23 protein-coding genes and 1 pseudogene are annotated in these 21,934 nt (G+C 30.9%); 5 read left to right on the top strand and 19 right to left on the bottom strand.

The window, feature by feature from the left end:
• The first annotated feature begins 862 nt into the window (after positions 1 to 862).
• The 5 genes from DI487_RS12605 to DI487_RS12620 all read left to right on the top strand — a co-directional run bounded on the left by DI487_RS12605 (position 863) and on the right by DI487_RS12620 (position 2,812).
• Positions 863 to 1,621 carry a hypothetical protein gene (locus DI487_RS12605; protein WP_072780835.1) on the top strand — a complete coding sequence of 253 codons (759 nt, stop codon included), beginning with the start codon at positions 863 to 865 and terminating at the stop codon, positions 1,619 to 1,621.
• Positions 1,621 to 2,016, top strand: a complete 396-nt coding sequence (locus DI487_RS12610) for a DUF5675 family protein (RefSeq protein ID WP_072780838.1) — start codon at positions 1,621 to 1,623, stop codon at positions 2,014 to 2,016. The genes DI487_RS12605 and DI487_RS12610 overlap by 1 nt, the downstream gene beginning before the upstream one ends.
• 9 nt (positions 2,017 to 2,025) lie before the next feature.
• Positions 2,026 to 2,241, top strand: coding sequence for a hypothetical protein (locus DI487_RS12615; protein WP_072780841.1), 216 nt, complete (start codon positions 2,026 to 2,028; stop codon positions 2,239 to 2,241).
• Positions 2,228 to 2,404 carry a hypothetical protein gene (locus DI487_RS16080; protein WP_170108208.1) on the top strand — a complete coding sequence of 59 codons (177 nt, stop codon included), beginning with the start codon at positions 2,228 to 2,230 and terminating at the stop codon, positions 2,402 to 2,404. Before DI487_RS12615 ends, DI487_RS16080 begins: the two co-directional genes overlap by 14 nt.
• 225 nt (positions 2,405 to 2,629) lie before the next feature.
• Positions 2,630 to 2,812, top strand: a complete 183-nt coding sequence (locus DI487_RS12620) for a hypothetical protein (RefSeq protein WP_109569968.1) — start codon at positions 2,630 to 2,632, stop codon at positions 2,810 to 2,812.
• Here the strand turns inward: DI487_RS12620 and DI487_RS12625 are convergent.
• The 19 genes and pseudogenes from DI487_RS12625 to DI487_RS12720 form a co-directional block, all read right to left on the bottom strand.
• Positions 2,794 to 3,219, bottom strand: coding sequence for a DUF6943 family protein (locus DI487_RS12625; protein WP_072780847.1), 426 nt, complete (start codon positions 3,217 to 3,219; stop codon positions 2,794 to 2,796). The genes DI487_RS12620 and DI487_RS12625 overlap by 19 nt on opposite strands.
• Positions 3,220 to 4,675: 1,456 nt before the next feature.
• A pseudogene (locus DI487_RS16715) lies at positions 4,676 to 4,894 on the bottom strand (winged helix-turn-helix domain-containing protein); the annotation flags it as partial.
• 101 nt (positions 4,895 to 4,995) lie between these two features.
• Positions 4,996 to 5,445 carry a hypothetical protein gene (locus tag DI487_RS12640; protein ID WP_072780850.1) on the bottom strand — a complete coding sequence of 150 codons (450 nt, stop codon included), beginning with the start codon at positions 5,443 to 5,445 and terminating at the stop codon, positions 4,996 to 4,998.
• Positions 5,435 to 5,827, bottom strand: a complete 393-nt coding sequence (locus DI487_RS12645) for a helix-turn-helix domain-containing protein (protein WP_072780852.1) — start codon at positions 5,825 to 5,827, stop codon at positions 5,435 to 5,437. The genes DI487_RS12640 and DI487_RS12645 overlap by 11 nt, the downstream gene beginning before the upstream one ends.
• Before the next feature lie 12 nt (positions 5,828 to 5,839).
• On the bottom strand, positions 5,840 to 6,361 hold the full coding sequence (locus tag DI487_RS12650) for a hypothetical protein (RefSeq protein WP_072780855.1): 522 nt from the start codon (positions 6,359 to 6,361) through the stop codon (positions 5,840 to 5,842).
• Positions 6,362 to 6,472: 111 nt separating this feature from the next.
• Positions 6,473 to 7,036: a hypothetical protein gene (locus DI487_RS12655; protein WP_146193468.1), complete on the bottom strand. Its 564-nt coding sequence runs from the start codon at positions 7,034 to 7,036 to the stop codon at positions 6,473 to 6,475.
• Between the two features lie 95 nt (positions 7,037 to 7,131).
• Positions 7,132 to 8,550: a hypothetical protein gene (locus DI487_RS12660; RefSeq protein ID WP_109569972.1), complete on the bottom strand. Its 1,419-nt coding sequence runs from the start codon at positions 8,548 to 8,550 to the stop codon at positions 7,132 to 7,134.
• Between the two features lie 203 nt (positions 8,551 to 8,753).
• Positions 8,754 to 9,374: a hypothetical protein gene (locus DI487_RS12665; protein WP_072780877.1), complete on the bottom strand. Its 621-nt coding sequence runs from the start codon at positions 9,372 to 9,374 to the stop codon at positions 8,754 to 8,756.
• 160 nt (positions 9,375 to 9,534) lie between these two features.
• Positions 9,535 to 10,149: a P-loop NTPase family protein gene (locus DI487_RS12670; protein ID WP_072783353.1), complete on the bottom strand. Its 615-nt coding sequence runs from the start codon at positions 10,147 to 10,149 to the stop codon at positions 9,535 to 9,537.
• A 190-nt stretch (positions 10,150 to 10,339) separates the two neighbouring features.
• Positions 10,340 to 11,179 carry a transcriptional regulator gene (locus DI487_RS12675; RefSeq protein WP_072780880.1) on the bottom strand — a complete coding sequence of 280 codons (840 nt, stop codon included), beginning with the start codon at positions 11,177 to 11,179 and terminating at the stop codon, positions 10,340 to 10,342.
• Between the two features lie 67 nt (positions 11,180 to 11,246).
• Positions 11,247 to 11,534, bottom strand: a complete 288-nt coding sequence (locus DI487_RS12680; protein ID WP_109569973.1) for a helix-turn-helix domain-containing protein — start codon at positions 11,532 to 11,534, stop codon at positions 11,247 to 11,249.
• Positions 11,535 to 11,789: 255 nt separating this feature from the next.
• Positions 11,790 to 12,635 (bottom strand): RteC domain-containing protein, encoded by an 846-nt coding sequence (locus DI487_RS12685; RefSeq protein ID WP_109569974.1) that lies wholly within the window; start codon positions 12,633 to 12,635, stop codon positions 11,790 to 11,792.
• 100 nt (positions 12,636 to 12,735) lie between these two features.
• Positions 12,736 to 15,258: a heavy metal translocating P-type ATPase gene (locus tag DI487_RS12690; RefSeq protein ID WP_109569975.1), complete on the bottom strand. Its 2,523-nt coding sequence runs from the start codon at positions 15,256 to 15,258 to the stop codon at positions 12,736 to 12,738.
• Positions 15,259 to 15,434: 176 nt separating this feature from the next.
• Entirely contained in the window at positions 15,435 to 15,995 is a 561-nt protein-coding gene (locus DI487_RS12695; protein WP_072780892.1) for a helix-turn-helix domain-containing protein, read from the bottom strand.
• Positions 15,996 to 16,001: 6 nt separating this feature from the next.
• Entirely contained in the window at positions 16,002 to 16,478 is a 477-nt protein-coding gene (locus tag DI487_RS12700) for a DUF305 domain-containing protein (protein ID WP_072780895.1), read from the bottom strand.
• A 150-nt stretch (positions 16,479 to 16,628) separates the two neighbouring features.
• Entirely contained in the window at positions 16,629 to 18,929 is a 2,301-nt protein-coding gene (locus tag DI487_RS12705; protein ID WP_072780898.1) for a multicopper oxidase domain-containing protein, read from the bottom strand.
• Between the two features lie 28 nt (positions 18,930 to 18,957).
• Positions 18,958 to 19,407, bottom strand: coding sequence for a heme-binding domain-containing protein (locus DI487_RS12710; RefSeq protein ID WP_072780901.1), 450 nt, complete (start codon positions 19,405 to 19,407; stop codon positions 18,958 to 18,960).
• Positions 19,408 to 20,139, bottom strand: coding sequence for a DUF3347 domain-containing protein (locus DI487_RS12715; protein ID WP_245896391.1), 732 nt, complete (start codon positions 20,137 to 20,139; stop codon positions 19,408 to 19,410).
• Positions 20,140 to 20,158: 19 nt separating this feature from the next.
• Positions 20,159 to 21,934 carry an efflux RND transporter periplasmic adaptor subunit gene (locus DI487_RS12720; protein WP_109569976.1) on the bottom strand — a complete coding sequence of 592 codons (1,776 nt, stop codon included), beginning with the start codon at positions 21,932 to 21,934 and terminating at the stop codon, positions 20,159 to 20,161.

The following is a 21,934-nucleotide window of genomic DNA, read 5'->3' on the forward strand; positions in this document are numbered from 1 at the left end:
TAAGATTCTTTGTAAAAACTTTTTTTTATTAAAAAAGATTGAATTTTGAGATGATAAAAAAAGAATTAAAAAGGAACTAAATTCAGTAAAAACAAACGTTTTAAGGCATAAAAAAAGCTCCAGATTTTCATCTGAAGCTTTACGCTGCGGAGAAAGAGGGATTTGTCTACTACAAAATTCACCAATAAAATCAACACTTTACAAAGTATGTTGTTTAAGTGACTCCTCGACTGACTCCTCTTTTATAAGGCTACTATTATTCTAAATTCAAAGTACTCAAATATAAGCATAATTATTTGAATATTAAAGTATCAAGACTAAAAATTGAACTAGTTATTTTAAAGCTTAGTAGTGCTTTTTTGATTAAAATTTGTCTGAAGTATTTTTCAATTTTAACCAAAAATCAAGTGAGTTACTTGTTCATATTTTATGCCACTATATGTACAGAACTCATCAATCGTTAGAAACTCATTTTCGAGCTTATTGAGGTCTTTTTTTATCTTTTGCAACAATCTAGTACTTTGACGATAACTCTTGCCTGTTATACGTTGTATGTCCTTTGGATAGATGCACACCCTCTGATTTTTCAATTTCATACTTTATCTATAGCTTTGATATAGCGATGCTATACTTCTGACGAGCAGAAAATCTTCTGCAATTTAATTATAATTTTTCATACTCATTAATTGTGCCTTTATGCTCATTTAAGACACTTGTGTCGATTTTGGACATATGGTACACTTATGACTTTTTCTTTGCAGAAATGCTTTGTAAACTTTGTATTAATCATTCGAAATGTGGTTGCAACTGATTGAAAGAATGAAGGAGATTTTAAAAGAATGTTTAACGAAATTTTGAAGTTATGGCTAGACAGAAAGGCATAATTAAATTGAAAGGTACTATCGGGGATATTACCTTTTACAAAACGCAAGATGGTCATTTAGCTCGTGAGAAAGGTGGAATTGACGCAAGCAGAATTGCGAGTGATCCTGCGTTTCAGAGAACACGTGAAAACGGTTCTGAATTTGGTAGAGCTGGAAAAGCCGGAAAGATTTTGCGCACCGCTTTAAGACCATTGCTTTTGAATTCTGCTGATGGTAGAATGGTGAGTCGTTTGACTCAAACAATGGTAAAAGTAATTCAAGCTGATGCTGTGAGTGAAAGAGGATTACGAAATGTAATTGATGGAGAAATTGAATTGGTACTAGGTTTCGAATTTAATATTCGTGGAAAATTAGGTACTTCTTTATTTGCTCCATTTACCTCAGCAATTGATAGAGCTGCGGGAACATTGGATGTTTCTATTCCATCGTTTGTACCTGCGAATATGATTGCTGCTCCAAGTGGAACAACTCACTTTAAAGTGATTTCTGGAGGAGCTGAAATCGATTTTACGAACGAAACCTATGTGGTAGAAACTACCGAAACGGCAATTTTGCCTTGGGATGGAACAGCTACAGCTGTAATCAACTTGAGTAATGCCGTTACGGCTAACTCTACTCACCCTTTAGTTTTGGCTTTAGGTATTGAGTTTTACCAAGAGATTAATGGACAAATGTACCCTTTGAAAAATGGTGCTTTCAACCCGTTATCGATTGTTAAAGTTGATGGTGGCGTGTAATGGTTATTTGGTTAACTAGAACTTATTTCCCTGAAGGAACTAATGGAAAACTCGAATGTGAAGGCAAATTGATATGCAATACCATAGAATTGCCTTGGAAGATGAACGAAACAAGAGTTTCCTGTATTCCGGAAGGGAAATATTTTATTAGAAAGCGATATAGCTCAAAATACAAATGGCATTTGGAATTAGTGGATGTTCCGAATAGAAAGTTTATTCTTTTTCATCCTGCTAATAATGCGCAAAAGGAATTACAAGGCTGTATTGCTCCGGTTACTAAACTTTCTGGACCAGGATTAGGGTTGTTGTCTAGAAAAGCTTTTGAGAAGCTTAAAAGCATTGTTTACAAAGCTTTGGATAATCATGAAAGTGTTACGTTAATTGTTCAATCTTAAATTATAATTATGAAAAATATAGTTAATAGAGTTTCGGCTCCCACACCTAAGTTTTTTAAAGTGCTTCGTACTATTGGTTTGGTATTAGCGGCAGTTGGTGGAACTATTTTAGCAGCTCCAGTAGCTTTGCCAGTTGTTGTTACAACCATTGGCGGTTATGTTGCGGTTGCTGGAAGTGTTTTGACAGCTGCAAGTCAGTTGACAATTCCAAATGACAGCGAATAATCACACGCTAATAGGTACTGCAGGAGGTACATTTTTAAGTATTGCACCCAATATTCAATCTGAAGATATTGCAAAAACGGTTATCTTAGCCACTATTGGAGCTGTAGTCAGTTTTACTATTTCGTTAGTACTTAAAAGCCTGAATAAGAAGCACAAAAAATAAGTTTAGCCCTTGTTGTGGTGACCTTTGGGTTAAACAAAACGAAAGTCAGGTCTAAAAAGACTTGACTTTTTTTATTTATTAATTATATTTGAATTAACTAATTTATGAATACTAGTAATCCTTAGTTTTTTATCGGTTACTCTTTTTAGATGTCCTCCAGCAACATTTTTCCAGTTTACACTGGGTGGAATAACAGTTTATAACTATATTAAAAATCTAGAAGATATGAATGACATTGGAATTTTTTTGAAAAGGTGGATTGGAGTTAACGCGGACAGACCAAAAGTAAAAAAGTCTAATCGATTTAAAGCTAAGAACGAACATATTGCAGTTAACTTCTCAGGTTCGATCCCTGACTGTCCACAAGAAAATAACCCAGCACTGCTGGGTTATTTAGTATTACAATAACGATATAAAATAACTCTTCGCATATCATTGATAAGGTTGATGTTATCGTGAAATTGATTTTCTTTTTGCTCCAAAAGTTTGAGAGCTGCAACGTGTTTAATGTGAGTTTCGTGTTCATCCATCATAACTTTAGACTTTATAAAAAACTCCTTTTTAAAATCGTTAAGACGTAAAAATGGAATTACGGAACCAACCAAATGTTGATGCCAAAAGTTAGTTTTCCATAAACTATAAGCAACAAAATAAAGATTTTCACAATCCTGTTCTAAATCAAATATGATTACAAAACAGTTCGTAAATGACTCTTTTTTCGGCTTTCCGCTGTTCATTCCTTTGTTAAGTATGAATAAATGAGGTTTCGAGTAAATCGTGTCTTTTTGGTGGGTTTTAATGATAAAATTCTGCATAACATTAGACTTTAAAATTGATTAGATTTTCAGTTTTTCGCAGATTTCCTATTGAAATGCATATGTGCCTCGCTACGCTTCGCCCATTAAAATTTTTCAAAAGAAAAAAAAGAAAAAAAGAAAGCCATTCGTCCAAGTGAAAGGTTTCAAAAAAGCAAGTTTTTCAGAAAAAATACTACCCGATACGTGATTGAAATCGGAAATGGTTAAGCAGAATAGAAATGTGTTTTGAAACTTTTTGGGTGGAGATTTTTTCGGAAACCCGAAGGGCTTGAACTTGCTTTTTTGAATACCTAAAACTTATTTTTGCTTCCTTTTTTACTTTATTTTTTTTGAAATATCCAATCGGAATGTTCTTGTTTAATCGGATTGTAGCTAATGAAATGAGTGTTGATTTGAAAGATAGACGTCTTTGGAAAGGGTATCAAATTCTTTGGATGGATTAATTAACCTAATCAGAAAATAATAAAGCTATTTATTCGGTCAAAGAATTTGATACTCTTTCTTGGATTTGATTTTTGAGGATGCCTAGAAATCAGTTGATAGTCGCAGTGTTCAGTTAAAAGAAAAGTGTCTTATTAAAACGGGAAGCATCTTCAAAAAACAATGCATTAAAATACCGAGTGCGATGTGGCAGTAGCGCAAGTAAGGGTATTATTTTTTATTTGCTTACTGTGATGTTTCTGATTGCTTTAGTGGAAAAGCTGATACCTGAGATACAGTTGGCAGTCGCAGTATTCAGTTTGCATAAGATTATCTTAAAAAAAATGTTATAGCATCAGCTTTTCCGTTGGAGCAATAACTGTTTATTTACTGGCAAATAAAAAATGATACTCTTACTGGAAATTTTGGTTTTGTGGGTAATAAAAAGGCTTTTACCATAGGCAAATTAACTGAATTTCAAAGCCATTTTATTACTTACAAAAGCAATGCAAATTCTTCCTATTTAACCATAAAGCTAATAAAAACAGTTACGGTGAACGTTCTTAAAATCGATAATAACAGAAAATATTCCTATGAAATAGAGAACGTTGTTAAAGGCAGTGGCGAAGGACTGTGTTTTTTGTAGCTGGGTGATGCGATGGAAGCTGCAAAAAATGTTGTCCTGGAGCCACTGGCAAGAGCGTTGGACGAGCGGCTTTTTTACATAATGTTATTATAATGGCTTGTCCCTTGCCCGAAGGGATTATAATGCCACATTATGTAACTAAGCTTGGGAGAAAAAATTACTGGCATGAGTTGCGTAGCGAACGTGTTTTTGTTTTGAGCGTTGGGCAAGCTCTTTGACTGATGGCTTATTGGATTTTTCTTTTTAAACAAAACGTTTTAGCCAACAGACAAAGTGCTTGATGTGCGTTGGGACAAAAACCATGACAGTAATTTTTTTAGGAGCGTTGGGAAGGAGTGGCAATTGGAAAGAGATTTTAATTTATTTATTTTAACCTTTTCTACCCACTTATGGTAATTTAAAATGAATAACCCAGTATCCACCATTAGCACCTTTCATTCTTTTTAGTATGCCTAAATCTTTTAAGAAAAGTAAGTTTTTGTCAATAGCAGAAAGGCTTAAGCCAATGTTCTCTGATAGCTCACGAATGGTGATTTTACTGTTTTTATGAATAATTTTTAGAATATCAACTCTACTTTCCGTTAGGATTTCTACCCACTTTTCTACCCACTTTTCGAAATTTTACATTTTCGAATTATTTGGTTAAAAAAAATGCCCCAAATATTTACTATAAATGGGACAAAATATACTCTTTGAAAAACAAAATATTATTCTATTAACTTATTTGGATTAATAATAGGTAATATAAAATTACTTAAAGCTGTACCTTGAAAACGAGTCATTAATATTCCTCTTGAAGTTGAATATGTAATTGCAGCTAAAGCATTTCCTAATGCAGGACTTATTGTTACTGTATTGTCTTCTTCTAGCTTTGTTAATTCTTCAATATTATCTATATAATAAACATAAACAAAACTAAATGAGCCTATAGCTTCTTCATCACCTTCATTTTCTTTTTCACTTTTAGTTTCAACATTTACTGAAAAATCAGCTTTTATTAATTTATCAGGAATATTAAAACCTAATTCAAAATTTACATTGAAATTGTGTCCTTGAACTTTTTCTTCTTCAAAATCAAATGGGCTATGAATTTGCCCTTTAATGATTTTAAAATCAACAATTTCAATTTTTTCAGGTTGTAATAAATTAGCTGACATTGGCTAATGCTGTTTTATTGTTAGATTTAGATTTTTTCCACGAATTAGTATATGCTACATCAGTATTTATAGCATTATTTCTGTAAACGGTTACATATCCAGATGTTCCCATTGGTTTTCTTTGTGGAACATTAATAATTGACTCCCCAAGTTCTGCTTCAAGTTTAGCTAAAGAACGTAATGTAAAATTATGTTCTCCTACCAACCATTTATTAACTTCAGAAGGTCTTTTTTCAAGTTTATCTGCTAAATCTTTTTGGCTAAATCCTTTTGCTTTTAACAATTGATTTACTCGAACCACGATATCAGCATACAATCTTGCGAAGATTTTTGTTTCTTCCGGTGTTTCTGCTAAAATTCTTTGTGCTACTTTGCTTCTCATTGTTTTGGATTTTTAGAGGATGATTTCATCTGAACCATCATAATTAGTAAGTTTTCTATTTTTTTCATTAACAATAATTGTTCCATCTTGTAAAGCTTCATTAATTCGTTTTGCGAATTCACATGCTGCTCTCCATTCTAAATGCAATGAACTTTTTTGATTTGTTGGACCATCTTTGATACCTCCATTGAAAAGTATAACTATGTTGTTTGTGATTTTTAAGGCGTATAATCTTAATGGAAATTCCGGAAAGTGGTAAGTAATATTTTCGATTGTTCTTTTACCTTGGACAGGTAATCCCTTAACTTCGTTTTCATCTCTATTGAATAATTCATCTATTGCTCCGTGATCATTACCAATTGATAGCAATACAAAAGACAACAATTCTTGATTTGCTTCTTTATATTCTGCTATTGCATCATATTTTTCAAAGAATAAATCCGTTTCATTTGTCTCGGCTTCATCATATTTTACGGTGTAAAAAGTGCATTTAGCAGCTTCATCATCCCATATTTCTAGAGCAAATATATTCACTTTATTATTAGTTTGCAAACAAAAATACACTTTTAAGTGTATTTTATGATTATTTAATATACTATTTAGTTTATTTTTTCAAATGTAAGAATACTATTTGTTACCTAAAAACTATTTTTTTATTTCTAACTTCAATTCTAAGATGTCTTCAATTTTGAATATTTCAGCATAATTTTTCATGCTACCTATTTGAATTTTTATTGGTTTAATTTCGTCATTTTCTATGTAAAAACGGAATTCTTTTTGGTATTCAAATTCAAGAGGTTTTTCAAATAATGTTATTTCTCTAGAAACTTCTTCTTTATCATAGTAATCTACAAAACCATGAATGAATTTTAAATTGTTCTTTTTGAGTTCATTTTCTATTTTATTAAAAAAAAAAGGTAAATCTTTAATCATTACTCCATGTGTCCCAAAACGCAAATTTCTTTTATCAAACTCAAAATCTAATGGATTTGGAAATCCTTTTGAAGATATTGCATATAACGAATAAATATTACCTAATACTTCTTTATGACTTTCTCTTAAATGAACTTTAACATAATTAAATTCTCTGTCAATTCCTGGTATTTTGAAAGTGCCCGGCAAAGAATTAATTACTCTTGAAACTCCTTCGTATCTATCGCCTCTCAACTCTTCATCTTCAACTTTGCGAAAATATTCAATTGTATTCATATAGATTGTTCCATTTTCGAATAAATCAAAAATGTTTTTCTCGCTACCTAATTTTAAGAATAGTTTTATTGTGTGCTCCATTTTGAAATTTCGATTTAATTTTTCTCAATTGGGTAAAAATACATTTGAAACCATCCATTTAATCTTTTAATTGTAATCTGACCAATATTGGTTTCCCAAGTTCTCCCTGGCCAATTTTCATTACTATTTATTTCACCTAGTTCAAAATATGATTTCCCATTTATATCGGAACCTAATTTATCGGCAAACAATTTTAACATTGCTTCAATTTCCCGGTGACTAATAATATAACTCCTTGACGGATTTTCTTTACCTAATATAAATAAAGCATCATTGACTTCTGAATTTGGGATTAGAATTTTATTGAAGAAATTAAAAAAATACTGATCAGTATAATTTACCCAGCCAAAACTTTCTCCACTTTCATATTTTTGTTCTTGAAAATTTTCTATTCTTTTCAATTCTTCATTTATACTTATAAAGTGGTCATCAAAACTTTTTACATTAAGAAATAAGTTATAGTATTGAATGAATTCACTCGGTTTTAAAACAATAGTATAAATACCTAATTTTTGAAATACTGCTTTTGCTTTGTGATAATTTTTATCATCATTAGTAATGTAAAATTCGCATCTTGATGCAAATGCTGAATGAGAAGCATCTTCGGTTGTATTCTTAAAAGTATTTTTTTCCTTGTCAGTTACCTTTACTTTGTCAGCTTTGAAACCATGCATATCTAACATAACATATTCATTGGTAATGTCGTTAAACCATTCTGGAGCATTTTTAGTTTTATCAAAATATTGATTAACATCAAAATGTTCTATTCCAAATTTCTTGTAAGCATTTTCAATAATATCAAAAGGATTTTTATTTTCGTTGAAGTGACCGCTGTTTACTCCAATTTGTTGAACCATATTTCTTAAATCTTTGTAGTCTTCTGTTTCATTCATATTGTGAAACATTTGACCAAAACTTTTAAAGAAACCATTCATTGTTTGGTCTTCTTTTAATCCTGGAAACATTTTGTTTAGCATTGCTGCACTTTCAGGGTTTTCAAAAGCTTCTTTAAATGCAAGGTTTAATGGTATTGAAGAAATCATATTTTTCATAGAATTTACTAATCCAAACATTGGATCATTTTCTTCAACGGAACTAAACAAACTATCAATGCTGAAATTTTGAAACATTGGTGCTTCTCTAATTCTGTCATCAAGTAATTCACCTGGTTCATATTTGCTTAATGTAACTTCTTTAGAATTATTTACTAAACACAAATCATCAGTTAAAAAAGTAATATAATCTAAATCCTCTCTAATTATTCTTTGCTCTTCTTCACTATGATTTTTTATACTTGCAAAAATATCACCAATGTGGGAAGTAGAGTATAGTAACAGAAATTTTTCTTTATTTGTTATTATGCTATTTAGCTCAGGAAAATGATTGTTTTTCATTCCTGACATAATATTCCAATCTAAATAGACTTTAATCATTGTTTAATAAATTTAAGAATTAGCAAATTATAAAATAATTCCTAATGGTTTGAATTGATACAATTTGATTTATTAACCAAGTTATCAGTTTGTTTATGAGTAAAATACATTTTATTTCATTTATGGTTACTAGGAAAATTCGAAATCCTTGCAAATAGAATATTTGTTAAGCTTTGGCAGTAAATAAAATGTATTGTCAAAAGTTAATTGTTTATTTCAATGTCGATATAGGATTTTAAATTGTATAACTCAATTTGATTTTCATAATATCCTTCTAATTGTCCAATTTCAATAAACGCAATATCATTAGCGAAAGCTTTTTCTCCGATTAGATGCTCAATATGAACGTAAACGGCTTCACGAAGTCTAAGGTTATCTTTGTGGACGATGTAGTTTTTGAGTAGCACTTTTATTCCTAAATCGGTTGGTTTGTTTGGGTTTTCAAGTGGGATGAAATACATTTCACTTATTCGTAAAGTGATGCCGTAATATTCTAGTGGTTTGTCGGTGCCGTTTTCGTATTTGATTAGATTGGTTTCTGGTTGGAGGAATGCGGTTATTTTCCAACGCTCTATAACTGGTGCATGATGAACGAGTAATTCTACTTCTTTGAATAGGTATGGATTTCCATTTGCTGTGATGATTAACTCTGCTGCATTAGTCTTGTTCTTAATGATGAGGTCTAGGTCTTTGTTGTATTGATGAAGTATTTTGATTAGTTTGTCGAAATGGGTTTTTAGTTCGTCTTTTGAGATTTCGTTTAGAAATAGGAAAACGAAGTTGTTTTGTTGGAAGTGGTTCCAGAAGTTGGTTATATGGTTCATTTGGTTATTCAGTTATTTGAAAGGTTCTCGATACAATTTTGTAAACAAAATCACTCGAACTGACGTTAGCGTTTATCTAGTATTGATTTATCATAAGCTATTAAGTTTACCATTTACTCACGCTTTGTTATTGTTTTTTTGGTGTTCGTGATTATGCAATTTATTTACGTTTGTCTTTAGCGACATTGTCGAATGCTATTAAATTGCATAATTCTCTCAATCGTGAACGAACTCGATTGCCGTAATGTTTTTCAATTTCTGTGGCTGATAAGTTTGTGGTGATGTGAGTGAATAGTTTTTTTGAAATGAATAGATCGTATCTGCTTAATAGAATTTCTGCCATTACATTGCATTCGTTTCCGAAATATTTTAGATTGTTTTCCGTTCCTAAATCGTCGAAACAATAGCTTCTTGGTTCTGATTGGTAGAGTTTTCCATTACTATATTTGTGGATTATTTGGTAGCCGTCCTGGATAAATTCGAAGCTTATATCTCGGCAAGGTTTTACAAAAAACTTGTGTTCTGTTGCTGTTAAGAATTTCATTAAGTTCATCAATGATGTTTTTCCGCAGCCGATTGGTCCGGTTAATAGGATGCCTTTTTCTAAATCGATATTGAATTGATAACAAGCTTGTTCATCTTTTAAGAAATATGCGATTAATTTGTATATTATTTCATGGTCTGTTTCTAAGATTTTGAACTTCTTACCATATAACTCTACTCCTTTTTTTTCTAGCCAAGCAATGATTTCTGGATAACTTAATGTCGTATTCATAACTATTTTACATTTTATCATTTTCTTTTGTCTTGACACAAAAGATACAATAGGACAAGACTTGGATTTTCAGCGGTCAAATTAATTCTTGAATTCTAAAAGAAAAGAACTCACTTCGTTCAGACAGCTTTTCTTTTTACGAACTCTTCGAATATTTGACACTCGCTTCCAAATCCTATGTCATTTTATATTACAAAGGTTCTGAATAGTCTTTGTCGGTTGTTGTGTTGAGTTGTTTTGCTCTGTTAGGTTGTTCTGCATTTGAAATGAATTTTGGTGCGTTAATCATCCAATTTTGTGCTGCTGCTTGCCAATCGACCATTGGTGTTTTTCCACCCACTAACCATCCGTTGCTTGAGAAGTAATTGAAAAACTTTTGTGCTTCTATTTCTGGAAAGTTGTGTTCCTGGAAGTAGGATTTGACTTCTTGCAAGTTTGGTTGAATGAAACCTTTCTTTTTTTCGCGCAACTTTTTTTCTTGGGATGTGATTTCTCCTATCGTCGAAATGACAAAATCATTATTACTTTCTTGAAAATTTTTTGCTTGCTCGTTCAAGTTTGAAACGTTTTCAATGTTTAAATTGTTTGTATTGTTTATATAGTTTATAGAAGGTACTAGTGCTTGTTCACTACTTGTTTCATCACGAGTACAAGACTTGTTTAGAGCTTGTTCAGAAACAGGTTTATTAAGTGGTTCATTTTTTGGTTTTCTTTCGTTTTTTTGAATGGGTTTTAAGTCGTCTGAAAAATTGAATAAATACACATGACTTCCTTTGAATGGATTATAGGATGGTTCGTAATTGATATATCCTAAACTGTGTAAATTTTTAAGGCATTTATGATACGTTGCTTTAGAACTTATTTTACTTATTCGCATTACCTCATCACGAGAAATACTGATTGGATTTTTAAAGCGATTGCAATTCCAAAATTGGAATAAAGCTATATATAAACTCACGTGCGTTGGATTGAGTGATTTGTCTATTGCTACTTTTTCGAAAAAGCCGGTTAGGTGTTTTATGTAGTTCATTTTACTAGTGATTAGTAATTAGTGAAGAGTGAGTAGAAAAGATTGCTTCGTGCCTCGCAATGACGGTTTACTTGAATAGGGTTGGAGCTGCATTTACTTTATTTCCGTTTAGGAGTTTTTCGATGTCTGAATTGTCGTAATATATGATGCCACCAACTTTAGTATACGTTAGTGTTCCGTTGATGCGAAGGTTTTGTAAAGTACCTGGAGAAATGTTTAACAGCTTTCTGACTTCTTTGGATTTGAGCCACTGTTTTGTTTGTTGCGGTTTGGATTGAATGATTTCTTTTAAATCATTTAGAAGAAGATTACGAAATTCGTTTAAGTCTTCGATTGTGATAACTTGTACTGCCATAACTGATGTTTTAAATTGTTATGGTACAAATTTGTGAAGTTTGATTGATTTTATTTCACAACCTAAACACAAGTTGTGTACGATTTTTTTATTAAAAGACTACAAAGTGCTTTGTTTTCTAACTTTATTGAATTGAATAAATCTAAAGCATAAAATTCAATTTAGTATAGTAAGTCAAAATCATGGATTTGTAAGCTGATTCACAACCTCAACACAAGTTGTGTGTTTTTGAAATAAATTTATTTAAGAAAGAAGTTACTTATTTTCATTTTCATCTTCTAATATATGCTTTTCTAAAACTTCTGCAAGTTGATTGATGAACTTGGGACGACCTGTTTTTCTGTTTTTGATGTCAATGTAAAAACGATAAATATTTTCTTCAATATCTTGATTGAAAATTTTACCAAAGAATAAAGCTAATTCCTTTATATCAGTGCTGCCGTTGTTAATTTTTTTGGAATGGTGTAAGGCATAAATGAGTTCGACTAAATCAATTTTAGTACCAGTCCAATTAACTGTTTGTTGTACGGATGGGTGAACAGTTGAGCAATTATTTTCTAATTGTTCTATTTTATTTTCTAGATAAGTGGTTAATATATCGTTGGCAATCATTACAGCCATGTTGTAATCATGCGTAGTACATAATTTTACATCGTAATTGATCAAAGAACAATCTCTTTTTAAAATATTAGCATCACAATTTCTCAAGAAATATATATTGTCTTTATGTGAAGCTCTTGCTCTATAGTATTCATAGAACTTTCTATTCTTATTGGTGTTTTCTTGTATTAAATTTAAAGCTTCTTCATAAAATTTAATCTTATTCTTTTTTGATGTTGGTAAGTTTGTTTCTATACTTAAAACTGTTTTGTAATAGATAAGCTTGGATATAAATATAGGTTTCAAATCTTTAAAAAAATATATTTCTTCTTCTGGAGAACTAAATTTATGTTTTTTTAGCCATTTGAATAGTTCCTTACTTCTCCTTTCGATTAATTCAGTGACTTTATGTGCAATGACAATACTGTCTGAATTTGTAGTTTTAATGTTTTGATACTCCTTTTCAAATTCACTAAAAAAATTCAGACAATACTCATTCATTTTAATACAATATGGGTTAGTTTGTATAAAACTTCATTGTGTTAAAAATATTGTTAAAGATGGTTGTTTTTTTAGTTATTTATATAGATAACATGTGCTTTTAAATTTTCATAGTTCTTAATCGTAATGCATTAGCAATTACTGATACAGAGCTAAAACTCATAGCTAAAGCTGCAATCATTGGAGAAAGTAATATCCCAAAAACAGGAAATAAAACACCTGCTGCTATTGGAACTCCTAAAACATTATAGATAAAAGCAAAAAACAGATTTTGCTTGATGTTTTTCATTACTGCGTGACTTAAATTTTTAGCTTTCACTATTCCTTTTAAATCCCCTTTTACTAAAGTAATTTTAGCACTTTCAATGGCCACATCTGTTCCTGTTCCCATTGCTATTCCAATGTCGGATTGTGCTAATGCTGGTGCATCGTTTATACCATCACCTGCCATTGCTACTATTTTACCTTTGGCTTGTAGCTCTTTGATGTATTCTAATTTATCTTGTGGCAAACAGCTTGCTTTAAAATCGGTTAAGTTTAGTTCAGAAGCTACTGCTTTTGCCGTATTTTCATTATCTCCTGTTAACATTATGACTTGAACTCCCTGACGCTTTAGTTCGTTAATAGCCTCTAAACTCGATTTTTTAATTGCATCGGTAATTGTGATATAACCTACTACTTTTTTATCAATAGCAATATAAGAAACTGTTTTTCCTAACTTTTGTTCTGTAATAACTTCTTGTTCAATATTTGAAAAATCTTTAATTCCTTCTAGCTCTATTAGTTTTTTATTCCCTAAGCTGACTTTTATATTGTCAATAAACCCAACAACTCCTTTACCTGTTACAGCATCAAAGTTTTCTACTTTAAAAAACTGAGTGTTTTTAGCTCTAGCAAAATTTACAACTGCTGTTGCTAATGGATGTTCACTATTTTGATTTAGTGATGCAATTTTTCCTAAAACTATGTTTTCATCTACACCTTTTACTACGATTTTTTCAACAGACGGTTTTCCTTCGGTTAAAGTTCCTGTTTTATCTGTGATTAAAACATCAATTTTATCCATTTTCTCAATGGCTTCAGCATTTTTAATTAATACTCCTGATTTAGCACCTTTACCAACACCAACCATTACTGACATTGGTGTTGCTAAACCTAAAGCACATGGACATGCAATTATTAATACTGCAATAGCATTTATAAAACCATACACTAACTTGGGTTCTGGACCGATAATCCACCAAACAAAAAATGTAATAACAGCTATGAGTACCACAATTGGTACAAAATATTTTGAAATTTTATCTACTAAATTTTGAATTGGAGCTCTCGAACGACTTGCATCTGAAACCATTTGCACAATTTGAGATAATAAAGTTTCTGAACCTACTTTTTCGGCAATCATCAAAAATGATTTTGTACCGTTGATTGTTCCAGAACTTACTTTATCCTCAATTTTTTTATCAACGGGTATAGGTTCTCCCGTAATCATTGATTCATCAATGGTACTATTTCCTTCAGTAATGATTCCATCAACTGGAATTTTTTCACCTGGTTTTACTCTAAGTATATCTCCTTTTTTAATGTCGTGAATTGAAATTACTTTTTCTTCGCCATCCAGGACTAAAGTTGCTTCTGTTGGTGCTAATTTTAGTAGTTCTTTAATAGCTCCACTAGTTCTACTGTGCGCTTTAGCCTCTAAAAGTTGACCTAATAAAACTAAGGTTAAAACTACTGCAGTAGCTTCAAAATACAAATGAACGGTGCCTTCGGAAGTTTTGAATTGGTCTGGAAAAATAGCTGGAAATAATAATCCAATACTACTGAAAACAAAAGCAACTCCTGTTCCAATACCTATTAAAGTGAACATGTTTAAATTCCAATTTACAATTGATTTCCACGCTCTTTCAAAAAACATCCAACAAGCATAAAAAACGACAGGAATTGTAAATACCAATTGAATCCAATTCCAATATTGTAAATCCATTAGTTGGTACAATGGGTTGTTAGGAATCATATCAGACATGGTAATGATAAAAATAGGCAAGGTAAAGATTGTTGCAATTTTCATTTTGTACCATAACTTTTGATAGGTTTTATCTTCTTCCGATTCGGTTGGTTCCAGTGGTACTAAATCCATTCCACAAATAGGACAACTTCCTGGCTTATCTTGAACGATTTCAGGATGCATGGGACAAGTATATTTTGTGCTTTGAATAACCTCTGGCTCTTTTACTAAATCCATTCCACAAACTGGGCAATCACCAGCTTTATCATAAATTTTATCACCCTCACAATGCATAGGACAATAATATTTACCAGCTTGATGGGTGTGTTTTATTTCATGATGTTTATGTTCTTTTTCTCCAGTAGAACAACAACTTTTTTGAACAACTTCTTTTGAATTATTAATAGGTAAAGAAATTTGATATTTACTCTCTTTTCCTCCTAAAGCATTTTGTAAAACTTCTATTTCAACATGTTTTGACATGATGATTGATACTTTTTTATCTTCTTTAAAAACTTCTACTTCAGTAACATTTTCAGCATTAGATAAATCTTTTTTAACTTTGGCTTCACAACCAGAGCAAGTCATTCCTTCAATGTGGTATGTATGTTTCATATGTTTGATTTTTATTTTATACCGGTAACCTATAAAATCGCTTTTTAAATTAATAGTATTTGCTTACACACACTACTTGTTACTAACGATTTCATAATTTCGTTATTTCAATAGTACAAATTTCGAAAACTCAAGCTACTTCTGTTTGTATAATTATGGATATGATTTGTACAATTTTATAATAGATCTATTTCTTTACGTTTATTTTCTTTTAATTTTTTGAAATAGGTGGGGCTAAAACCTGTAACTTTTTTAAATTGATGACTTAAATGCGAAACACTACTGTAATTTAATGAATAGGCTATTTCAGATAATGATAATTCATCATAAAATATTAATTCTTTTACTTTTTCGATTTTTAAATTGATAAAATATTTTTCAATACTAATTCCTTCAATTTGAGAAAATAAGTTGCTTAACTTACTATAATCTTGATGTAGTTTTTCTTTCAGATAATTGGAAAAATTATCCTTTGTGTTGTTGTTTTTATTTTGAATTAAATCAATGAGACTACTTTTAATTTTTTCTATTGTTTTGCTATTTGTATCGTTCAAAATTTCGAACCCAAGTTCTTCAAGATGTTTAGATATACCTATTTTATCTTTTTGAGATATTTCGTTTTGAAAGGTTACTTCACCTAACTCAACGGATAGATAGTTAAGCCCAAGTTTTTCTAACTCAGACTTAACTACTAAAATACATCGCTTACATACCATATTTTTGATGTGTAATTTCATGAAGAATTATTTATTTTCTAGACGGTTAATCATTTCTTTCATTTGTTTGATTTCTTTTTCTTGTGCTTCAATTATGTCATTTGCCAATTTTTGTACCTCAGGATCTTTAAAACTTGCATTACTACTAGTCATAATGGCTGAGGAATGATGTGGAATCATCGCTTTCATCCATTGAATATCACTTATTGGAGTTTGAGTTCTTAATAGTAATAAAGTTCCTAAAAAAGTGATTGTAGAAAAGACTATAATACTGTAGTTTAGTTTTTTATTGGGATACATTTTCCACATGAATAATAGCATACTAATTGCCATTGAAGACACCATTAATGTTGTCATGTAAACTCTAGTAATACTGTTGAAAATATGATCGAATTCGGCAACGTTTAAAAACATTACTAAATACATAATTACAAAAGATACTGCTATTATAATAGCAAATTTCGGATAGGGATTTTTCTTTGAATGTTGTGTAGTGTGTTCCATGATTTATTTATTTTATATTATTTAAAATTAGTGCATTAGAAGTGAAGTAAATTATAACATTTTGCTTTTTTTATATTTTAAATTGATTTTGTTTTTATAGTTACGTTATTATGAAAAAATCAATTTACTATTTAATACTATTGCTTAGATTTAAAACCTAGTCATTAGCCCAACACCTACACCGAATCGATTATCATAACTACTAAATGCTGAAAAATTTCTTGATAGTATGTATGATGCACCTGCACTCCATACTGTTTCAGAACTATAGTTTCTATTTGATGGAAGATTATTTACAATTCCTAAATCTAATTGGTATTCATAATATCCGAAAATAGACAATTTAGGAAAAATCATTATACTTCTTCCTAAAGAAAATCTAGGTCTCAATTCATTGTCAATCCTAGCGTCCAAACTAAATAAGTAAGGAGTTAAAAACCTTATACCAGCAACAGCAGTTGTTTTAAATTGGTCTAAACTTTTTTCATTTTCATTTTCGATGTTAACACCTCCAAAAACTCTTAAATAATCGTGTAGGTAACGTTCATAAGTAAATTCAGTTTCTAAATTTTTATTCCAACCATATTCAAGTGAAGCATTAAATTGATTTCTTAAATTTGATGTCATTAAATTAAATCCAGTTGTATGGGATGCTGCATTAATCATTCCCCAGGAATACCATTTATTTGTTTCGTTAATTAATTTTTGTTCTGGGTATTCCTTCATTTTTGGATTTCTAGGTGTATCATAAGAAACTATTCGTGCCATTCCACCCATCATGTGATAAAGTATATGACAATGAAAAAACCAATCGCCATACTCATCACCATTATTTCCATAAAATTCAATGACCACCTTTTGCATTGGTGGAACATTAACGGTATGTTTTAAGGGAGAATAATCACCATTTTCATTAATAACTCTAAAAAAATGACCATGTAAATGCATAGGATGGTGCATCATCGTAAGATTATTAAAAGTGATACGCGTGACTTCTTTACTACTTATTTTGATTTTATCTGCTTCAGATAAAGGTACACCATTTAAACTCCAAATGTATCTATTCATATTTCCGGTAAGATTCAACAATACTTCTTTTACAGGAACATTTTTATCGTAATTTGTTTTTTCTGGAGATTTTAAGTAATCGTAATTATATTCTGCATACATATCCATTCCTTGCATTTTATCGTCATTTTCCATTTTCATTCCGTCCATTTTAGAATGATTCATATTCATAGAATCTTTGGATTTCATGTTGTCCATTTTCATTCCTTCCATTTTATCCATATTCATTCCAGACATTCCTTCCATGTGCATTCCGTACTCGTCTTTCATTTCAAAACGCTCGTCCTTGTTGGGTTGGAATTTTAAGGCATGCGCACCCATTTTCATTTTCATTTTAGACATTTTTTTCATCATGCCAATTTTATCTGGTTTTGGAATTTCCGTTGCTGGTAAAACAGTTCCCTTACCTAAATATGCTGTTGCAGTTCCAGAACCATCTTGTGCAGTGATTTTATATTCAATTTTCCCACTTTCTGGAATAATTACAATAAAATCATAGGTTTCTGCAACTGCAATAAATGTTTTATTCTTTTTAACTGGCACAACATCATTACCATCAGCAGCAACTAAAAGTGGTGTTTCACCTCCAAAAGTCATCCAAAAAGATGTTGAGGCTGAACCGTCAATAATTCTCAATCGTACTTTTTCACCTGGTTTAAATTCTGGATATTCAATACTTTGCTTACCATTAATTAAAAATGCTGGATAATAAACATCTGCAATATCAGCACTTTCCATTCTTTGTCTCCAAAAATTTAATTGAGCACTAAAACCTCCACGTGCAATTACTTGATTTAATGGAGTAGCAGTCCCTTTTTTGATGTTATACCATTCGTTACCTCGTTTTAAGTTTCTCAAAACATTCATTGGCTTTTCATTTGTCCAATCAGATAAAACTAAAACCAAATCTTTATCATAGTTTAAAATTTTGGTTTTAGGTTTAATGACAATGGATCCATAAACACCACTTTGTTCTTGTAACATGGTATGCGAATGATACCAATATGTACCAGATTGTTTAATTGGAAACTCATATTTTTGTGTCTGACCTGCTTCTATGGGAGGAGTATTTAAATAAGGAACTCCATCGTAAAAATTAGGTAATAGCAACCCGTGCCAATGTACAGAAGTTTCTACACTCATTTCATTTTTAACGTAAATCACAGCATATTCACCTTCTGTAAACTCTAAAGTTGGCCCAGGTATTGTACCGTTAACTGTCATTCCTTTTACCTGTTTTCCAGCTTTACTAACCAATTCTTCTTTTAAAGTAATGGTATATTCATGCACTGGTAAATTGTCTATATTTCCTTCCTCTGATTGACCAAAAATTGAATTTAAAGTAAATAATAATAAGATAATAATATATTTAATTTTAGTCATAGTTTTTGTTTTATAATTATAATTTCATTCAATTAGTGTCTATTTCATTAATCCAAGCTATAATTTCTTTTTTTTGATTATTTGAAATAATGGTATTTTTATGAATAAATGTATACGAACTTAAAGGCATCTTGTTATCTTTAATTTGACTAACAATGGATTTTAATTTACTTTTTTTTCTTCTGTTTGAGTAGTTATCCCATTCACTAAAGTTTAATTCTGCTTTACCTTCTTCGATATGATTTTCTAAAAACCAAGCTACAGGCTGTACTGTATTGTACCACGGATAGGACGTGTTATTACTGTGGCAATCGTAACAAGAAGTTTGTAATGTAGCTTTAATATTATTAGGCACATTATTAACTATCATAAAATCAGTATTGGGTACACTTTCACTTTGATTGCGTTTTGTGGGAATAAATTGAATTCCCACAAACACAATCAGTAAAATCAGTAAGATGATTTTAGAAATTTTCATTTAGTTAATTTGCTTTTTTATAGTTCCACATTTTAGCATTTTTGAACCAAAATATGGGTTTTTAATTTCTTTCACTTCACTTAACCAAGATGCTCCTTTATTATTATTTGCCATTGGGCAAAAATCTTGATACACAACTTTATCTGTTCCAAGAAGTGCTACTATATCTGTAATATCTATACTTAAAGCTTCGAAGTGCTCTCTTTGATGATCGATAGGACTTTTTACAATATGCTCTGCATGTTCTTTTGCACTTTCTGCAATTTCCATATACTCTTTATGTGTTTCACCTGATAATTTTGACATATCAAATTTAGAAATAGCTGTTAAAAGAGAATTTCCTCCATTTGCTGTTTTCTCTTTACTGTCTGCTACTAAACCATTTTTGATTTCAAAATAAGCATCAAGTATCGCTGAAGTAGCAGTGTTTTTTGAATTGTTTTGAGTGATTTCTCTTTCTGTACTTTCGCTATTACCATGGTCATGTCCTTCTTCATGATTCATCTCTGAATGATCATGTGCTTCAACTGCTTCTAAATCCATTCCACATTTTGGACATGAACCTGCTTCATCATAGGTTTTATCGCCTTCGCATTTCATTGGACAAGCATACTTTGTATGATTATCGCTCATTTCATTATGCATTTCATCTTTTTGCTCTCCTTTGTTGTCTTTACAAGAGATTGTTAAGCTTAATAAAGCTACTGCTAAAATTCCGATTACTTTTTTCATGATTTAAAAATTTATTAATTTATTTAATTGTTTCTTTTACTTCTCCACATTTTATCATTGAAGCTCCAAAATATGGATTAACTACTTTATTCTCTTTACTTAACCAATTTGCACCTTTATCACTATTAGCCATAGGACAAAACTGAACGTATGCACTCTCAGTTAAAGGATTAAAAGCTTTTGTCATTGCTATCATAACATTTGATATTGGTTCAAAAGTCATTCTTAATTCTTTAATGTTTTTAATATGTGTAGCATGAAGTGTCTGTTTTTTCAGCTCTGTTTGATAATTCATCCATACTTTATGAGATTCTCCTTTAAATACGCTCATGTTTATTTTATTAAAAGATTTTTCAAATGCTAACAAAGCTTTTTTAGCTGAATTAAAATCGTCTTTTGTTAAGGCATCTTTAAATTCAAAATAATCTTTATATAATGGTTGTAAGCTCTTTTTGGCTTCTGCACTAATTGCTGTTTTATCTTCTTTTAGCACTACTTTTTTGTCACCATTCATAGGCATTGGTGAATCTCCATGATTGTGTCCTGTATTTACTTTGCCACCTTCAATATTCATCATGCTTGGTTTTCCTGCTAATTGTGCAGCAGCGTCAACATTAAAAGTACCATTTGCTACTATTTCTTCACCAACTTTTAAACCTTCTTCAATTATGTAGTCATTTCCTAATAATGGTCCTAAGGTAACTTCGCGTAATTTGAATGTTATTCCTTTTTCTGTTTCATTTTTTACATATACAATTGAGCGTTTTCCAGTCCACATTACAGCTGATTTAGGAACACTTAATGTCGCTTTATTGCCAACTACTTTAGTTTTTAAAGTACCCGTTGCAAACATTTCTGGTTTGAATTTTAATCCAGAATTAGCTACTTCAACTCTTGCTTTTGCAATTCGTGTCAGTGGGTTTATAAATGGGTCAATAAATGCAATTGTTCCTGAAAATGTTTCTCCTGGAAAAGATGCCACTGTATAGTTGATTTTATCTCCTTTTTTAACCCAACTCATATCTGATTCGTAAATTTCAAAAAGAACCCATACGTTTGATAAATCTGCAACATCATATAAGGTTTGTCCTTTTTGAAGATAATCGCCTAACTCAACATTTTTCTTGATAATATATCCCGATACATCGGCATAAACAGGAAATCTATCTTGGGTTTTACCTGAAGAAATAATACTGTTAATAGTAGCATCTGAAACTTTCCAATTTTTCAATTTCATTTTTACCGATTCAAATAATTCAGGTTGAATGTCTTTTACAGTATATGCTTCAATTAATTCTTGTTGTGTGCTGGCTAATTCAGGAGAATACACATAAGCAACCACTTGACCTTTTTTTACATATTCGCCCACAAACGAAACTTGAATTTTTTCGATTCGACCTGGTATATGTGATGATTGGCTATAAACGGTTCTTTCATTAACTTCAACTTTTCCATTAAGTGAAATTTCTTTAACACCATCGGTATTTCCTACTTTGTAAGTAGAGATTCCAGCAATAATCATGGCCGATTCCGACATGCTAATTGCATCAGGATCTATATCTTCATCTCCTGCTTCCAAAGGGATTAAATCCATTCCACATATAGGACAATCACCTGGTTCTGGCTGTCTAATTTGTGGATGCATAGAACAGGTCCATGTTTCTGCTTTTGATGAAGCATCTGTTTTATTTTCATCTTTTTCTTCAGAGCTTCCACCAAATAACAAAGCTCCTAATAGTAGCCCAACTAATAAGGTTATTGCTAATAAGATTTTTGTTTTTTTATCTATGTTCAT

Source organism: Flavobacterium sediminis (genome assembly GCF_003148385.1).
Classification (GTDB): Bacteria; Bacteroidota; Bacteroidia; order Flavobacteriales; family Flavobacteriaceae; genus Flavobacterium; species Flavobacterium sediminis.

Bases quoted from the DNA above. Each gene is read 5' to 3' on its own strand.
- DI487_RS12605 (WP_072780835.1), top strand. From the start codon at position 863: ATGGCTAGACAGAAAGGCATAATTAAATTGAAAGGTACTATCGGGGAT.
- DI487_RS12610 (WP_072780838.1), top strand. From the start codon at position 1,621: ATGGTTATTTGGTTAACTAGAACTTATTTCCCTGAAGGAACTAATGGA.
- DI487_RS12615 (WP_072780841.1), top strand. From the start codon at position 2,026: ATGAAAAATATAGTTAATAGAGTTTCGGCTCCCACACCTAAGTTTTTT.
- DI487_RS16080 (WP_170108208.1), top strand. From the start codon at position 2,228: ATGACAGCGAATAATCACACGCTAATAGGTACTGCAGGAGGTACATTT.
- DI487_RS12620 (WP_109569968.1), top strand. From the start codon at position 2,630: ATGAATGACATTGGAATTTTTTTGAAAAGGTGGATTGGAGTTAACGCG.
- DI487_RS12625 (WP_072780847.1), bottom strand. From the start codon at position 3,219: ATGCAGAATTTTATCATTAAAACCCACCAAAAAGACACGATTTACTCG.
- DI487_RS12640 (WP_072780850.1), bottom strand. From the start codon at position 5,445: ATGTCAGCTAATTTATTACAACCTGAAAAAATTGAAATTGTTGATTTT.
- DI487_RS12645 (WP_072780852.1), bottom strand. From the start codon at position 5,827: ATGAGAAGCAAAGTAGCACAAAGAATTTTAGCAGAAACACCGGAAGAA.
- DI487_RS12655 (WP_146193468.1), bottom strand. From the start codon at position 7,036: ATGAATACAATTGAATATTTTCGCAAAGTTGAAGATGAAGAGTTGAGA.
- DI487_RS12660 (WP_109569972.1), bottom strand. From the start codon at position 8,550: ATGATTAAAGTCTATTTAGATTGGAATATTATGTCAGGAATGAAAAAC.
- DI487_RS12665 (WP_072780877.1), bottom strand. From the start codon at position 9,374: ATGAACCATATAACCAACTTCTGGAACCACTTCCAACAAAACAACTTC.
- DI487_RS12670 (WP_072783353.1), bottom strand. From the start codon at position 10,149: ATGAATACGACATTAAGTTATCCAGAAATCATTGCTTGGCTAGAAAAA.
- DI487_RS12675 (WP_072780880.1), bottom strand. From the start codon at position 11,179: ATGAACTACATAAAACACCTAACCGGCTTTTTCGAAAAAGTAGCAATA.
- DI487_RS12680 (WP_109569973.1), bottom strand. From the start codon at position 11,534: ATGGCAGTACAAGTTATCACAATCGAAGACTTAAACGAATTTCGTAAT.
- DI487_RS12685 (WP_109569974.1), bottom strand. From the start codon at position 12,635: ATGAATGAGTATTGTCTGAATTTTTTTAGTGAATTTGAAAAGGAGTAT.
- DI487_RS12690 (WP_109569975.1), bottom strand. From the start codon at position 15,258: ATGAAACATACATACCACATTGAAGGAATGACTTGCTCTGGTTGTGAA.
- DI487_RS12695 (WP_072780892.1), bottom strand. From the start codon at position 15,995: ATGAAATTACACATCAAAAATATGGTATGTAAGCGATGTATTTTAGTA.
- DI487_RS12700 (WP_072780895.1), bottom strand. From the start codon at position 16,478: ATGGAACACACTACACAACATTCAAAGAAAAATCCCTATCCGAAATTT.
- DI487_RS12705 (WP_072780898.1), bottom strand. From the start codon at position 18,929: ATGACTAAAATTAAATATATTATTATCTTATTATTATTTACTTTAAAT.
- DI487_RS12710 (WP_072780901.1), bottom strand. From the start codon at position 19,407: ATGAAAATTTCTAAAATCATCTTACTGATTTTACTGATTGTGTTTGTG.
- DI487_RS12715 (WP_245896391.1), bottom strand. From the start codon at position 20,139: ATGAAAAAAGTAATCGGAATTTTAGCAGTAGCTTTATTAAGCTTAACA.
- DI487_RS12720 (WP_109569976.1), bottom strand. From the start codon at position 21,934: ATGAACATAGATAAAAAAACAAAAATCTTATTAGCAATAACCTTATTA.